8 protein-coding genes are annotated in these 15,841 nt (G+C 72.7%); 4 read left to right on the forward strand and 4 right to left on the reverse strand.

What is annotated here, in order from left to right:
- Positions 1-10: 10 nt before the first annotated feature.
- Both O7625_RS18600 and O7625_RS18605 read right to left on the reverse strand, forming a co-directional pair.
- Positions 11-1,219, reverse strand: a complete 1,209-nt coding sequence (locus O7625_RS18600) for a class I SAM-dependent methyltransferase (RefSeq protein ID WP_282340192.1) — start codon at positions 1,217-1,219, stop codon at positions 11-13.
- A 635-nt stretch (positions 1,220-1,854) separates the two neighbouring features.
- Positions 1,855-2,601 carry an alpha/beta fold hydrolase gene (locus tag O7625_RS18605; protein ID WP_282340193.1) on the reverse strand — a complete coding sequence of 249 codons (747 nt, stop codon included), beginning with the start codon at positions 2,599-2,601 and terminating at the stop codon, positions 1,855-1,857.
- 186 nt (positions 2,602-2,787) lie between these two features.
- Here O7625_RS18605 and O7625_RS18610 point away from each other — a divergent pair, with 186 nt between their 5' ends.
- Genes O7625_RS18610 through O7625_RS18625 form a run of 4 tightly spaced genes read left to right on the forward strand, consistent with a single transcriptional unit; the run spans position 2,788 to position 11,461 of the window.
- Complete coding sequence (locus tag O7625_RS18610; RefSeq protein ID WP_282340194.1) at positions 2,788-3,819, forward strand: ketoacyl-ACP synthase III family protein; 1,032 nt, start codon at positions 2,788-2,790, stop codon at positions 3,817-3,819.
- The gene (locus O7625_RS18615; RefSeq protein WP_282340195.1) at positions 3,819-8,999 is read left to right on the forward strand and encodes a type I polyketide synthase; all 5,181 of its coding nucleotides are present in this window, start codon (positions 3,819-3,821) and stop codon (positions 8,997-8,999) included. The genes O7625_RS18610 and O7625_RS18615 overlap by 1 nt, the downstream gene beginning before the upstream one ends.
- A 1-nt stretch (position 9,000) precedes the next feature.
- Positions 9,001-10,416 (forward strand): glycosyltransferase, encoded by a 1,416-nt coding sequence (locus tag O7625_RS18620; protein ID WP_282340196.1) that lies wholly within the window; start codon positions 9,001-9,003, stop codon positions 10,414-10,416.
- A gap of 16 nt (positions 10,417-10,432) precedes the next feature.
- On the forward strand, positions 10,433-11,461 hold the full coding sequence (locus O7625_RS18625; protein WP_067310567.1) for a GDP-mannose 4,6-dehydratase: 1,029 nt from the start codon (positions 10,433-10,435) through the stop codon (positions 11,459-11,461).
- Between the two features lie 59 nt (positions 11,462-11,520).
- Here O7625_RS18625 and O7625_RS18630 read toward each other — a convergent pair whose 3' ends face one another.
- Both O7625_RS18630 and O7625_RS18635 read right to left on the reverse strand, forming a co-directional pair.
- Complete coding sequence (locus O7625_RS18630; protein ID WP_282340199.1) at positions 11,521-13,332, reverse strand: MFS transporter; 1,812 nt, start codon at positions 13,330-13,332, stop codon at positions 11,521-11,523.
- Positions 13,329-15,680, reverse strand: coding sequence for a UvrD-helicase domain-containing protein (locus O7625_RS18635; RefSeq protein WP_282340201.1), 2,352 nt, complete (start codon positions 15,678-15,680; stop codon positions 13,329-13,331). The genes O7625_RS18630 and O7625_RS18635 overlap by 4 nt, the downstream gene beginning before the upstream one ends.
- Positions 15,681-15,841 lie beyond the last annotated feature (161 nt).

Consider the following 15,841-nt stretch of genomic DNA (forward strand, 5'->3'; position numbering starts at 1 on the left):
CTGTCGCCGTCTACTCGGTGGAAGGCACTTCGCCGGCGACGATGAACCTGCCCCGGTACCCTTTTCCTCTCAGTTTCCCGATGATGATGTCCTTCAGGTTCGCGGTCAGGACGAGCGCGTAGTCCGGCTGCCGGTCGAGCAGCTCCTGGTCGCCGGTGACCGGGATCAGCGAGCCGGGGGCGAGTTTGCCCTGCTTCAGCTCGGAGCCGTCGGTGATGTAGTCGAGCAGGTCCGGCCGGATGCCGCAGTAGTTGAGGATGGTGTTCCCCTTGGCGGACGCCCCGACCCCGGCGATCGTCGCCCCCTGCGACTTGAGGTCGTACAGCAGGGACAGCAGCCGCCGCTTCGACTGCGCCAACCGGGCCGCCCAGGCCACGTAGGTGTCGATCGAGTAGAGACCGGCGGTGGTCTCCTGCGCGAGCAACCGCTCGACGTTCGGCGAGACCGGGCGGACGCCGGTCCGGCCGGCGTAGACGAGGAGGGAGCCGCCCTGGGTCGTGGTCTCCTCCACATCGAAGATCTCCAGGCCGTAGCGGTCGAACAGCACCGTCAACGGGCGCAGGGAGTAGAACCGGAGGTGCTCGTGATGGATGAGGTCGTACTGCATCCCGGTGATGACGTTCTGGAGGTGGTGCGACTCGCTCACGAAGACGCCGTCCTCGGCCAGCAGCGTCACGACGCCACCCATGAAGGCGTCCAGCTCCTTGATGTGCGCGAACGCGTTCATCGTGGTGATCACCCTGGCCGGTTGCCAGGTCGCGAGGATGTGCTTGGCGGTGGCCTCGGTGAAGAAGTCGACGATGGTGGGCACCCCCTTCGCCATCGCCCCGGCGGTGGCCGAGGAGGGGTCCACGCCGAGAATCCGGACCCGCCCGTCGTACTGTTCGAGCAGGGTGCCGTCGTTGCTCGCGAGATCGACCGCCAGATCCTCGTTCCCGAGCTGGAAACGCTCGACCAGCGAGGTGGTGAGCCTGCCGAAATGCGGTTTCGAGGCGGGATTCGACTCTGTCGTGTAGACGAAGTCCCGGAAGAGGAGTTCGGGATCGACCTGGTAGCCGATCTGGGCGAGCCAGCACTGTCCGCAGACGTAGAGATCCAGCGGGTAGACGGTGAACGGCTCGGTCGCCTCGGCCGGTGTCACGAAGACGTCCGGCAGAGCGTGGTGCCCGAGCGACACGACGTGTACGAGTTTCCTGCTGGAGCAGATCTGACAGTTCATCCGGCTGACCCTTTCGGCCCGTGTGGCTTCTCGGTCCTGGCTTCATGTCATGGCCGCCGACCGCCCGGCGTGCACCGCCCGGTCGTGCCGTCCGGCCGCGTCGACCGGGTGGACCGCCGCTGGTCAGTCACACCTGGCTGACCAGGTGGGAAGCAGCCGGTACCCCGGTGGGGTCAGCCCGGGCACCGCGGATCCCACCCGCCGTGGCCACCGGCGGGCAGCGCCGCGGCGAGGTGTGGGCGTCCCCGGCCGCGAATGCCGGTGCACAGCGCCCGTCTGGTCATGTCGCCCATATTCATCGGGCCGTGGCAAACATCGGAACCCCTAAATGGGTACGGCAGTTAGGGGTGGCCACGAAAATCGTCGTGGCCGATTTCCGTGCCCACGTGCCGGCGCGCGAAGTAAGGGCTTCTTTAGGGGGCGGGCGGGTCAGTCTATACCGTATCGTCGTTGCGGTAGGAGCCGGTTCGGTGGCCCGTTGCGTTTCTTTCCCCGGCCCGGTCCCCGATACGGGTACGCCGGCCGTCCACCCCCCGGGACGGCCGGCGTACCGCGCCGGGGCGTGCCCCCGCAGACGTACGGTGTGGGAAATCCGGATGCCGGATCCCGCCGGGGACGCCCGCGCGGCGGACACGTCAGGCATCGGCGAGGATGCGGGCGACGACACCGTTCACGTCGTTGCGGCAGTCGTTGAGATAGAAGTGCCCGCCCGGGAAGACGAGCACCTCCGCCGCGCCGGTGGTGTGCGAGCGCCACCGGTGGGCCTCGCCGAGCGACACCCGGGGGTCGGCGTCGCCGGTGAGCACGGTGATCGGTGCGCGCACGGTACCGTCCGACCGGCCCCGGTACGTCTCGATCGCCCGGTAGTCGGCCCGGATGGCCGGCAGGATCATGCGCAGGATGTCGTGGTCGCCGAGCATGTCGTCCGCGGTCCCGCTCAGCGTGCGCAACTCCGCCACGATGCCGTCGTCGTCGCGCAGGTGCACCTGTTCGACGCGGGACGTCGAGGGGGCCCGTCGACCGGAGACGATGAGGTGCCGCGGGCTGACCCCGAGCGTCGCCTCCATCCGCAGCGACACCTCGAACGCCAGCGCCGCGCCCATACTGTGGCCGAAGAAGGCGACGGGCCGGTCGGCCAGCCCGCGGACCGCCGCGAAGACCCGGTCGGCCAGCTCGTGCAGATCGTCGACGCAGGCCTCGAACCGGCGGTCCTGCCGGCCGGGGTACTGCACCGGCAGCACCTCCACGGCCGGCGTCAGGCTCCGCGACATCGGGAAGAAATAGCTGGCCGAACCGCCGGCGTGCGGTAGGCAGAAAAGCCGGATTTCCGCGTCGGGGGACTGATGGAATCGACGAATCCAGCGGCTCTCTTCCTCGGTCATCAGACGCGCTTTCCGATCGGCTTCGGTGTTTACCGCATATTCCTATCCCGCTCCTCGCGGCGGTCGCCACCCCTAGAAGGCGCGTCGTCCGCGAGCTTAGGGGTGTTGCGCCGATCGGCCCTGCTCGTACGTTTCCTGACAGCGGCTTCTTCCCGTCGAATTGCATTTGCCCGAGGAGGCGTGCCCGTGCACACACCAGACGTTTACATCGGTGGGATGGGCGCCTTCCTGCCGCCGACGGTGACCGTGCAGGAGGCGGTCGACGACGGCCGCTACCCGGCGGAGGACGTGGAGATCCACCAGCTCGGGGGTGCCGCGGTCGCCGGCGACCTGCCGGCGCCGGAGATGGCGCTGCGGGCCGCCCAGCAGGCGGTCAAGCAGTTCGGACGCCCGGCGACCGAGCTGAGCCTGATGCTCTATGCCAGCACCTGGCACCAGGGGCCGGACGGGTGGCTGCCGCACGCCTATCTGCAGCGCCACCTGACCGGGGGAGAGGTCCCCGCGGTCGAGATCCGCCAGGGGTGCAACGGCATGTTCAGCGCCATGATGCTCGCGGTCAGCCACCTGCGGGCGGACGACCGCCACCGGCACGCCCTGCTGGTCGCGGCGGACAACTACGGCACCCCGATGATGGACCGCTGGCGGATGAACCCGGGCACCGTGGCCGGCGACGCCGGCTCCGCCCTCGTGCTCACCAGGGAACCCGGCTTCGCCCAGCTGCTCGCGGTGTCGTCGGTGACCGTGCCCGAGGCCGAGGAGCTGCACCGGGGCGGCGAGCCGCTCTTCCCGCCGACCGCCACCGTCGGCCGGTCGCTCAGCTTCGCCGGCCGCTTCCAGCAGCAGGTGGTGGCCCGAGGCGCCGGGATGGCGGCGCTCGCCAGGGCACAGGAACTGATGATCAGTACGGTGGCGGACACGGTCGCCGAGTGCGGTCTCGCGTTCGCCGACCTCGACCGGGTCGCGTTCATGAACTACTCCCGCGAGGTGGTGGAGCAGCGGTGCATGGCGCCGCTCGGCCTGCCGATGGCCAGGTCGTCGTGGGACTACGGCCGGACCATCGGACACTGTGGCGCCAGCGACCACATTCTGTCGCTCAAGCACCTGGTGGACACCGGGCAGCTGCTCCCGGGCCAGCACATGCTGCTGCTCGGCACCGGGCCGGGCATCAACCTGGCCTGCGCCGTGGTCAGGATCCTCCGTACGCCGGAGAGTGCGTGATGACCGGGCCCACCGACCCCCGGCCGGCCGCCCCGGTCGCCGTCGTCGGCGTCGGCTGCCGCCTGCCCGGGGACGTCTACGGACCGGAACAGTTCTGGGACCTGCTCGGCGGGCGGCGCAGCACCGTCGGCGACGTCCCGTGGGAGCGGTGGGCGCCGTACGCCGCCCACGGCGCGGAGTTCACCTCCGCCATGCGGCGGGCCATCGCCCGCGGCAACTTCATCACCGGCATCGAGGAGTTCGACACCGAGTTCTTCGGCATCACGCCCCGCGAGGCCGAACTCATGGACCCCCAGCAACGGATCCTGCTCGAAGTCACCTGGGAGGCACTGGAGCACGCCGGGATCGTGCCGCGCACCCTGGCGGGCACCGACGCCGGTGTCTTCGTCGGGCTGTGCAGCGGAGACTACGGCAGCCGGTTGCTGGAGGACCTGCCCGGCATCGAGGCCTGGACCGGCATCGGCGCGGCGAGCTGCGCAACCGCCAACCGGATCTCGCACGTCCTCGACCTGCGGGGGCCGAGCATCGCGGTGGACACGGCCTGCTCCGCCTCGCTCGTGGCGGTGCACCTCGCCTGCCAGAGCCTGCGCCTGGCCGAGAGCACCGTGGCCATCGCGGCGGGCGTCAACCTGATCGCCTCCCCCGGACAGTCGCTGACCCTCGGTGCGGCCGGCGCTCTCGCGCCCGACGGCCGCTCGAAGCCGTTCGACGCGAGCGCGGACGGATACGGCCGCGGCGAAGGATGCGGCGTCGTCGTCCTCAAGCTGCTCGCCGACGCCGAGCGCGACGGCGACCGGGTGCTCGCCGTCGTCCGGGGCAGCGCCGTGAACCAGGACGGCCACACCAACGGCATCATGGCCCCGTGCGGCGCGGCGCAGGAGCACGTGATGGTCCGCGCCTGCGCGCAGGCCGGCATCGACCCGGCCACCGTCGACTACGTCGAGGCGCACGGCACCGGCACCCGCCTCGGCGACCCGATGGAGGCGAGCGCGGTCAGCGCCGTCTTCGGCGCGGGCCGGACCGACGACGAGCCCTGCCTGGTCGGCTCGGTGAAGTCCAACATCGGCCACCTGGAGGGCGCCGCGGGCGTGGCCAGCGTCATCAAGACCACGCTGGCCCTGCGACACGCGGTGGTGCCGGCCACCCTGCTGCCCACCGGACCCAACCCGGAGATCCCGTGGGCGGACTCGGGGCTGCGTCTCGCGGAGTCGGCCGAGCGGTGGCCGCGCCGGCCGCACCCGCGCCGCGCCGGTGTCTCCGGCTTCGGCTACGGCGGCACGGTCGCGCACCTCGTCATGGAGCAGGCACCGGAGACCGTCGTCGAGCCGGACCCGCGCGACGACGACGAGGTACGGCTCTACCCGCTGTCGGCGGCCGGCGGCGCGGCGCTGCGGCAGGCCGCCGCCGAGCTGGCCGACCACGTGGCCAGCCGCACCGACGTGCCGCTGCGCGCGGTCGGCCGCACGTTGGCCCGCCACCGTACGCACCAGTCACACCGGGCGGGCATCGTCGCCGGTGACCGTGCGGAACTGGTCACCGGCCTGCGCCTGCTGGCCGCGGACCGTCCGGCCGACGGTGTGGTCACCGGCGTGGTCCGGCCGGGGCCGACCCCGCGGCGGCGGCTCGTCTGGGTCTTCTCGGGGCACGGCTCGCACTGGAGCGGCATGGGCCGGGAGCTGCTGGCGACCGAGCCCGAGTTCGCCAGGGTCGTCGACGTCCTCGACCCGGTGTTCGCCGCCGAGAGCGGATTCACCGCCCGGGAGCTGATCCGCAGCGGCACCTTCGAGACGGTCGACCGCATCCAGCCGATGATCTTCGCGATGCAGGTGGGCCTGGCGGCCCTGTGGCGCAGCCGGGGCGTCACCCCGGACGCCGTCATCGGCCACTCGATGGGCGAGGTCGCCGCCGCCGTGACCTGTGGCCTGCTGAGCGTCGAGGAGGGCGCCCGGGTGTCCTGCTGGCGCTCGCGGCTGCTCACCCGGGCCGAGGGCCGGGGCGACATGGTGATGGTCTCGCTGCCGTTCGACCAGGCCGCGCAGCGGCTCGCCGGGCGGGCCGACCTGTCACCGGCGATCGCCGCGTCGCCGGTGTCGACAGTGCTCGCCGGCGACCTGCCCGCGGTGCAGGAGGTGCTCGACAGCTGGCCGTCCGAGGGCATCGAGGCCCGCCGGGTCTCGGCCCGCATCGCGTTCCACAGCCCGCACATGGATCCCCTCCTGGAGGAGCTGACGCAGCTGTGCGCCGGGCTGCGCCCCGGCCGGCCGACGATACCGATGTACTCCACGGCGCTGCCCGACCCGCGCGCCGTCCCGTCCAGCGACGGCCCCTACTGGGCGACCAACCTGCGTCAGCCGGTGCGGCTCGCGGCCGCCGTCGGCGCCGCCGCCGAGGACGGCTTCGACGCCTTCCTCGAGGTGTCCGCGCATCCGCTGATCGCCCACTCGGTGGGCGAGACGCTGGCCGAGCAGGGCATGGACGAGGCGTTCACCGGCATCTCGCTGCGCCGCAACCGGCCGGAGGCGCGGACCTGGCTCGCGGCGGTGGCGGCGGCGCACTGCGCCGGCGTCGGCGTCGACTGGTCGGGTCTGCAACCCGGCGGCTTCCTGACCGACCTGCCCACCACCGCCTGGCAGCGTCGGCGGCTGTGGCGCGAGACCAGCGACGGAACGCAGACCCGGCAGCGTGGCCACGACGTCGGAAGCTACACCCTGCTGGGCACCAGGCAGACCATCGCGGGCAGCCCGACGGTGGTGTGGCGCACCGGGCTCGACGACGACAACCGGCCGTACCCGGGCAGCCACGCGCTCAACGGTGTGGAGATCGTCCCCGCCTCGGTGCTGGTGGGTACCTTCATGGCGGCCGGGGCCGACGCCGGGGGACGGCCCGCGCACCTCGCCGGCCTGGTGATGCGCCAGCCCCTGATCACCAACGATCACCGGGAGATCCAGGTGGTCCGCGACGGCGGCGCGCTGCGGCTCGCGTCGCGGTCGCCGGCCGGGGACACCTGGCTGCTCAACGCCCAGGCCGAGATCGCGACCGACGTCGACCTCGACGGTGGCCCGATCGCCCCGGGCGTCGGCGACGACACCGGGTTCGCCGATCCGGGGCTGGTCCGTGAACGGCTGGCGGCCGTCGGCGTTCCGGCCACCGGCTTCGAGTGGACCGTGCAGCGGCTGCGGCGCGGTGCCGGGGTGCTCGTCGCGGAGGTGAAGGCGCCGCACGGCCGTACCGGCGTCGGAAGCTGGGCGGTCGCCTTCGACGCGGTCATGTCCATCGCCCCGGCGGTGTTCCCCGGAGCACCGCTGCTGCGGATGGCCGTGGACACCGACCTGATCGCGGTCGACGGCGACGCACCGGAGACGGTGACGGTCACCGTGGTGCTCGCGGACGAGCGCCTCGGTGTCACCCACGCGGTCGTGACCGACCCGGCCGGCCGGCGCGTCGCCCGGGTCGACGGCCTGCGCTACGCCGAGATCGGCGAGACGGCACCGGCGACCGATGCGCGGCGGGCGGTGCACACGACCACCTGGCGGTCACCGGACGCCCCCGCCGCGCGCCCCCCGACCCGGACCGTCGTCCTGGTCGGCTCCGGGCTGGCCGGGCTGGCCGGCGGGCTCTCCGCCGCGGGCGTCACGTGTCACACGGCGACCGACGCCACGGGGGTCGACGCCCTCGCCCCCCTCCTCGACGGGACGGCCGAGGTGCTGGTGAGCCTGGTCGACCACGTCCGCCCGGTGAGCGTGGCCACCGGGCTCGCACAGCGGGAACTCGACGCCGTGGCCGAGGCCGTCTGCCGGCTGCCGCAGGAGCGCCGTCCCCGGCTCTGGTGCCTCACCTCCGGCGTCCGGGACAGCAGCCACTCCGCGCACATCCGGCAGGCTCCCCTGTGGGGCCTGGTCCGCACCCTGCGGGCCGGCCGTCCCGGGCTGCGGGTGGCCGCCGTCGATCTCGGCCCGACGTGGGACGGGTCGGCGGCGGAGGCGTTCCTGGCGGCGCTGGACGGGGCGGCGGACGAGGACGTGGTCGCGCTTGACGCGGACGGGCCGGCGGTGCCGCGACTCACCCGGGTGGACCTCGACGGCACCGGCGCGCCACCCCCGGTGCGCGCCGACGGCACGTACGCCGTCGTCGGGGCCTTCACCCCGGCCGGGATCGCCGCCGCGCACTGGCTGGCCGGGCTCGGCGCCGGTCGCCTGGTCCTGCTCGACGAGCAGGCGCTGCCTCCCCGCGCGCAGTGGGACTCCACCGGGGACCGCCGCGCGGAGATCGCCGCCGTGCGGACCCTGGAAGGGCGCGGTGTCGCGGTCTTCACCGCCCCGGTCGACGCGGCGGCCTGGGCACGCACCGGCAGCCTCGTACCCGAGGTGTGGGACCTGCCCCCGGTACGCGGCGTGGTGTACGCGGCGTCGGACACCCCCGCCCCGGACCTGCGGGCCTCCCTCGCGGTGATCGACTCCCTGCACGCCGCCCACCCGCCGCAGGCCCTGGACTTCCTGCTCTTCACGGTGCCGCTGGAGGCCCGGGTGTCGCCCGAACCCGGCGACGCGAGGGCGGCCGTCGCCCCGTACGTCGACTCGCTCACCGCGCACCGGGTGGCGAGCGGCTGCCGGGGGACCTGGAGCATCGGCTGGCCGGCCGGCGACCTGCCGGGCACCGGCGCGGTGGATCCGGGCCTGCTGTTCGAGGCGGTCGGGCACGCGTTCGGCCACGGCCCCGGCGCGTACACGGTGGTCAGCCCGACGTCCGGGGACGAACCGCGACCACCGCTGCTCGCGGCCCTGACCGGCGTCGAGGGCCCGGCCGGCGACGGCCCGGCCGACGCCGCCGGCCCCGGGACCGGCGATCTCGACGGCCTCCCGCCGGACGAGCTGCACCGGGTCGTCGCCGACGAGGCCGACCGGCTGATCGCCGGCGAGATGCGGTTGTCGGCCGGCGAACTCGACCGCCGGCGGCCCCTCGTCGAGCAGGGCATGGACTCGGTCATGACGGTGGTCGTCCGGCGACGGCTGCAACGGCGTTTCGGTCACGACCTGCCCACCACGCTGCTCTGGCAGCAGCCGACGGTGGCCGCCATCGCGGGGTTCATCACCGAGCTGCTGCTCGCCGCGCGCCCCGGGTCCGGGGACGGCACCGCGCGCCCCGGGTCCGGGGACGGCGAGATCCTGGCGAAGGGAGCCTGACGTGGGCGACGACGGTACCCGGGGCCGGCTGCTCTTCACCAGCCTGCCCAGCGCGGGACTGATCAATCCGCTGCTGGCGATCGCCCAGGAGCTGGTGCGACGCGACGTGGACCTCTGGTTCGCCTGCACCGACGAACGGGCGGCGGAGATCCGCCGGGTCGGCGCGGCGGGCGGCGGGACCGTGCGGTTCGTCTCGCTCGGCCGCTACCGCCCCCACCTCTGGCCGGCCAACTGGGACCAGGAGACCCTGCGGGCGATGACCACCGGCCGGCGGGTACGCGACTTCGCGGCGTTCATGGACACGAACGTCGACCACGGGTACACCGAGGAGCTGTACCGCAGGACGCTGGCCGCCATCGACGAGGTCCGACCCGACCTGATCGTGGCCGACTCGTGCACCGGCTGGGCGATCGACGCCGCGATGAAGCGGAACGTCCCGTACGTCCTGACGATCGCCGTGCCGGTCAGCAGCTTCTACGTGGACACCCTGCCGTGGAGCTACCCGACGCCGGGGTCGGGTCTGCCGGCCCGGATGTCGCCCCGGCAGCGGGCCGAGAACGTGCTCTTCCGGCTGGGCACCCGGGCGGTCCTGGCCAGTCCCCGGCGGCTGCGCCCCGCGCTGGCCGCGCTGCGACGCCGCCGGGCCGAGGGACTGCCGAACGCGGCGGGCCTCCCGTCGCACTACGCCCGTGCCGCCGCCGACGTGCTCGGCTGCTCGGTGTTCGGGCTGGAGTACCCGTTCCCGGCCGCGTCGCCGAACCTGCACATGGTGGGCGCGGTGCTGCCCGGCGAGACCGGGCAGGTCACCGCGGATCCGTCGCTGGACGCCTGGCTGGACGCCCACCCGTCGATCGTCTACATCGGGTTCGGGACCTTCATGCGCCCCTCGGCGGGTCAGGTGGCCGCGCTGGTCGAGGCGGCCCGCCGGCTCGGTCCCCGGCACCACGTGCTGTGGAAACTCGACGAGACCCGGCAGCGGATGCTGCCCGCCGACCTGCCGCCGAACCTGCGGGTCGAGGCGTGGCTGCCGTCCCAGCTGGCCGTCCTGGCCCATCCGCACGTGCGGGTGTTCTTCAACCACGGCGGCGGCAACGCGTTCCACGAGGGGCTGGTGCACGGCAAGCCGTTGCTGGTCATGCCGTTCTGGATGGACTGCAACGACTTCGCGGCCCGCGCGGCCGACAGCGGCGCCGGGCTCGTGGTGCGCAACGTCGACACGCCGGACATCGACGACATCGTTCACAAGATCACCGAGCTGGTGACGGATCCGGCGTACCGGCGACGTGCCGAGCACTGGGCGGGCGAGCTGCGCGCCGCGGGCGGCAGCGTGGCCGCGGCGTACCTCATCCAGCGCCGGCTGGGCCTGCTCGGCACGGCGGCCGACGCCGCACCCGCAGACCGAACCCCACCGAGCTGACCCCGCAGGAGGAACCGTGTCGCGCCGAGCATTGATCACCGGCATTACCGGCCAGGACGGGTCGTACCTGGCCGAGCATCTGCTGGAGCAGGGGTACGAGGTCTGGGGCCTGGTCCGGGGCCAGGCGAATCCGCGCCGGTCACGGGTCAGCCGCCTGGTGCACGACCTGCGTTTCGTCGAGGGGGACCTGCTCGACCAGAGCAGCCTGATCGCCGCCATCGACCGGGTCCAGCCCGACGAGGTCTACAACCTGGGCGCGATCTCGTACGTGCCGCTCTCCTGGCAGCAGGCGGAGCTGACCGGTGAGGTCACCGGACTCGGCGTGCTGCGCATGCTGGAGGCGCTGAGGGTGGTCTCGGGCGTCGGCTCGTCGGGCACGCCGTCCCGGCAGGTCCGCTTCTACCAGGCGTCGTCGTCGGAGATGTTCGGCGAGGTCGCCGAGACCCCCCAGTCCGAGAGCACCGTCTTCCACCCGCGCAGCCCGTACGGCGTGGCCAAGGCCTACGGGCACTTCATCACCCGCAACTACCGGGAGTCGTTCGGGATGTACGCCGTCTCGGGCATCCTGTTCAACCACGAGTCGCCGCGCCGGGGCCTGGAGTTCGTCACCCGGAAGATCTCGCACACGGTTGCCAAGATCAAGCTCGGCCTGGCCGGCGAGCTGAAGCTCGGCAACCTCGACGCCCGGCGCGACTGGGGCTTCGCCGGTGACTACGTGAGCGCCATGCACCTGATGCTCCAGCAGGACGAACCGCGCGACTACGTGGTTGGCACCGGGGTCGTGCACTCGGTACGCGACGCGGTCCGGATCGCCTTCGGCGCGGTCGGCCTGGACTGGTCGCGGTACGTGGTGGTGGACGAGGAGTTCGTCCGCCCGGCGGAGGTCGAGACGCTCTGTGCCGACCCCACCCGGGCGCGGGAGGAGCTCGGCTGGCAGCCGAGGCTGAAGTTCGAGGAGCTGATGACGATGATGGTCGAGGCGGACCTGGCCCACCTCACCCACGCTCAGAAGTACGACGAGTACTCCGCGCACGTCGACTGGTGACGGCGCCCGCACGGTGACGGCCGGCCCGGGAGGGACCGGCCGTCACCGTGCACCGTGCGTCAGCCCGCCGACGGCCGGCTCTGCTCGCCGGTCTGGGCGGGCTGTGGCCCCCCGGGGACCGGCCCGTGCCCGCCGGGACCGTGCCCGCCGGGACCGTGCCCGCCGGGACCGTGCCCGCCCGGTCCGTGCCCGCCGGGACCGTGCCCGCCCGGTGCGTGCCCGCCCGGTGCGTGCCCGCCCGGTGCGTGCCCGCCCGGTCCGTGTCCACCCGGACCTTGCCCGCCGGGTCCGTCCCCGCCGGGGCCTTGTCCGCTCGCGCGCCGCGGTCCCGGTGGCATGCCGAAGTGCGACGCCAGCGGACGGTTCTTGAGCAGCGCCACCGTCAGCACGATGAGCACGGCGACCGGCACGGTGAGGGCGAAGATGTCGCCGGTCGCGACCGCGTACGCCTCGGCGATGACGGCGCGGACCGGCTCCGGCAGGGATCCCAGGTCCGGCAGGGTTCCGCCGACGTCCCCGTCACCGGTGCCGACGCCCTGCGGCGGCCGGGACTCGATCACCGACCGGACCCGGTGGGCGAACACGGCGCCGAGGACGGTGACCCCGACCGAACCGCCCAGGCTCCGGAAGAACGACAGCGTCGACGTCGCCACCCCGAGCTGCCTCATGTCCACCGAGCTCTGCGCGACCAGGACCAGGTTCTGCATCAGGCTTCCGACGCCGAGCCCGAGCAGGGTGATGGCCGCCGCGAACCACCCGAGGCCGGAGTTCTCGTCGACCATGGCGAGCATGACCGCGCCGACGCCGGTCAGCCCGCCACCGGTCACCAGGACCGCCTTCCACCGGCCGGTGGCGGTGATGAGGCGTCCCGCCACCGTGGACGCGACCACGACGCCCAACGCCAGCGGAAGGCTCAACAGGCCCGTCTGGCCGGGCGACAGGCCCTGCGCCAGTTGCAGGTACGGCGGGACGAAGACGGACCCGCCGAACAGCACGACCCCGACGAGCAGGCTGGCGAGGGTGGTGAGGACGATCGTCCGGTTGCGGAACAGGCTCAGCGGCAGGATGGGCTCGGGGCTGCGCGCCTCGACCCAGACGGTCAGCCCCAGGGCCACCACGCCGACGGTCACCAGCACGACGGTCCACCCCGAGCGCCAGGCGAACACGTCGCCGGCGAGCGAACACCAGATGAGCAGGGCGCTGGCGGCGACGACGATGAGCGCCGCGCCCAGGTAGTCGACGTGCACCTCCCGACGCCTCGCGGGCAGGTGGAAGGTCCGCTGCAGGACGATCATGGACAGCAGCGCGAAGGGCGCGCCGAAGAAGAAGCACAGCCGCCAGCCGGGGCCGGGCACCTCGGCCAGCGCCCCGCCCAGCGGCGGGCCGACGATCGTCCCGACGGCGAAGACGGCACCGAACAGTCCCATGTACTTGCCGCGTTCGCGGGGCGGGACGATCACCGCCATCACGACCGGCACCATCGCGGTGAGCCCGCCGGCCCCGATGCCCTGCGCGACCCGGCTCACGATGAGCACCCCGATCGACCCGGCGGCCCCCGCGACGAGCGACCCGACCAGGAAGAGCCCGAGGGAGGCCTGCAACAGCCACTTCTTGTGGTAGAGGTCGGCGAACTTGCCCCACAGCGGGACCGAGACGGTCATGGCGAGCAGCTCTGCCGTGACGATCCAGGTGTACGCCGACTGCGAGCCGCCGAGCTGGGTCACGATGCTCGGCAACGCCACCGTGACCACGGTCGGTGCCAGGACCGCGACGAACATCCCGAGCAGCAGCCCGTTGACGGTCATCATGACGCTCCTGGCCGGGGCGGGCTGCTGTCCCGGTGCCGTGGGTGATTCCGGCATGGTGCTCATCGCGCTCCTTCGTCCGCTCGGTCGTGCGCTGCCTCGACGGTGAGGTCCGTGGTGTCGCGTTCGCCCAGCTGCCGCAGCACGGCCGGCAGGTCGCCGCGGTGCAGCACGCCGAGCCGCTTGGTGGTGCGGGTGAGGGCGACGTAGAGATCGCTCAGGCCGCGTCGGGACTCGCTGACGATGCCGGCGGGGTCGACCACCAGCACCGAGTCGAACTCGAGTCCCTTGGCCTGCCGGACGTCGAGCACCACGACGCCCGCGCCGAGCGAGACGCCGTCGCCGACGACCACCTCCGCCGTCGTCGCGTCCCGGATGGCGTCACCGAGCGGGTGGACCAGCTCGGTCGGCGTGATCACGGCAACCTGCCCGCCACCGACCGCCGCGTACTCCGCGCGGACCGCCTCGGGCACGGCCCGCGCGTAGCTCTCGACCTGCCCGTGCCACGGGGTGATGCCGGAGGTACGGGCCGAGCGGGGCGGCTTGAGCTCGGGGCTGATCGCGGCCAGCACATCGGCGGCGACGGCCATGACCTCGGCCGGCGTCCGGTAGTTGACGGTCAGCTCGGTCAGCCGCCACCGGTCCGCGACGTACGGCGCGAAGACGTCGCCCCACGTGGTGGTCCCGCTGGGGTCGCTGGTCTGCGCGACGTCGCCGACCACGGTCATCGAGCGGCTCGGACTGCGGCGCATGAGCAGCCGCCACACCATCGGGGACAGTTCCTGCGCCTCGTCCACCACGATGTGCCCGAACGCCCAGGTGCGGTCGGTGGCGGCCCGCTCGGAGACCGACAGGTAGCCGTCGTCGTCGTGCCGGTCGGCGAGCGTCGACGCGTCGATCAGGGCGGTGGCCTGGAGGACCTCCTCGTCGATCTCGTCCTCCTCGTAGTTGAGGATCTGCAGCACACCCTGGGCGTACTCCAGGTCGGCCCGCCACTGCTCGGCCTCCCGCGCCCGCTCGGCCCGGTCGTCCCAGCCGAGCAGCTCCGCGGCCTCGTCGAGCAGCGGTACGTCGCCCGGCGTCCACGGCGCCGACGGGTCACGCCGCAGCAGCTCCCGCTCGGCCGGAGCGAGATCCGGGGTGGCCGCCTCGATCCGCTCCGGCGAGGCGTAGAGGTCGGCCAGGAGCTGCTCCGGCGTGAGGATCGGCCACAGCTCGTGCAGGGCCCGGTGCACCTCCGGTGACCTGCTCAGGTCGAACCGGATCTGTTTGATGTCCTCGTCGACCAGCAGGTGGCGGCCGATGAGCGAGGCGACCTGGTTGGTCAGCGCCTCGATGATCTCGCGGACGAAGTACGGCCGGGCCTCGTTGTGCGGGCGCAGCGTGTCGCGGGCCAGCCGTTTCGCGTTCGCGGTGAGCTTGTGGGTGAGCCGTAGCCGGTCGCCCTCGAAGAGCACCTCCTTGACCGGGGGGGTCTCCTGGCGGTCGTAGACGGCGTTCGCCATGACCTGCACCATCGAGATGCGACCCTTGATCTCGGCGACCTCGTCCGGCTCGCTGCCGGTGGCGACCACGCCCGGGTAGAGGTCGCCGACCATGCAGAGCAACGCGCCGGTCTCGCCCAGCGACGGCAGGACCTGGCTGATGTAGCGCAGGAACGTCGCGTTGGGGCCGAGGATCAGCGCCCCGCGCTTCTCCAGCCGCTCCCGGTGTGCATAGAGCAGGTACGCCACCCGGTGCAGCGCGACGGCCGTCTTGCCGGTTCCGGGGCCGCCCTGCACGACCAGCACGCCGTTGATGTCGGCCCGGATGATCTCGTCCTGTTCGGCCTGGATGGTGGCGACGATGTCCTGCATCCGGCCGGTGCGGTGGGCGGTGAGCGCGGCCATCAGCGCGGCCTCGTTGGTCAGCGAGGTGGTGCTGTCCGGCGGGGCGCTCTCGACGTCGAGGATCTCGTCGTCGAGGCCGGTGACCGTGCGGCCCTTCATCCGTAGTTGCCGGCGTCGGCGCACGCCCTCCCGGGTGATCGCGTTGGCCAGGTAGTACGGGCGGGCGGCGGGGGCCCGCCAGTCCATCAGCAGCGACGACTGGTCGTCCTCGTCGACCAGCCCGATGCGGCCGACGTAGCGGCGCTCGCCGTCGTCCATGTCCAGCCGGCCGAAGCACAGCCGTTCGTCGATGCCCTCCAGCTGCCGGATCCGCTCCCGGTACATGGTGGCGGAGGCGTCACGTTCGGCGCGGGCGGACGGGTTGCTCGCGTTGTCGAGCTTGGTCCGGGCCAGCCGCTGTGTGGCGACGTCACGCAGCTTGTCGACGTGGCGGTAGAGCATCGCCACGTAGCGGCGCTCGTCCTCTAGCGTGTCGTTGACGGAAGCGGCGAACGCCTCCGAGGGAACTGTTGACAACAGCGCCACCCCATGGTAGGATTTAAAGGACAGGACTTTCTTGCTTCGTCCATATGCTACCGCACTGTCCGGTGTCCTGTCTCGCCTGACGGCCGTCGCGCGCCGTGAAATCCCCACCCTCCGTTTCCGGCCGGCAATTCCGCACGTCTTTCCTGATGTGGAAGAATCCG

The sequence above is a fragment of the Micromonospora sp. WMMD714 genome (genome assembly GCF_029581315.1).
Taxonomy (GTDB): domain Bacteria; phylum Actinomycetota; class Actinomycetes; order Mycobacteriales; family Micromonosporaceae; genus Micromonospora; species Micromonospora rifamycinica.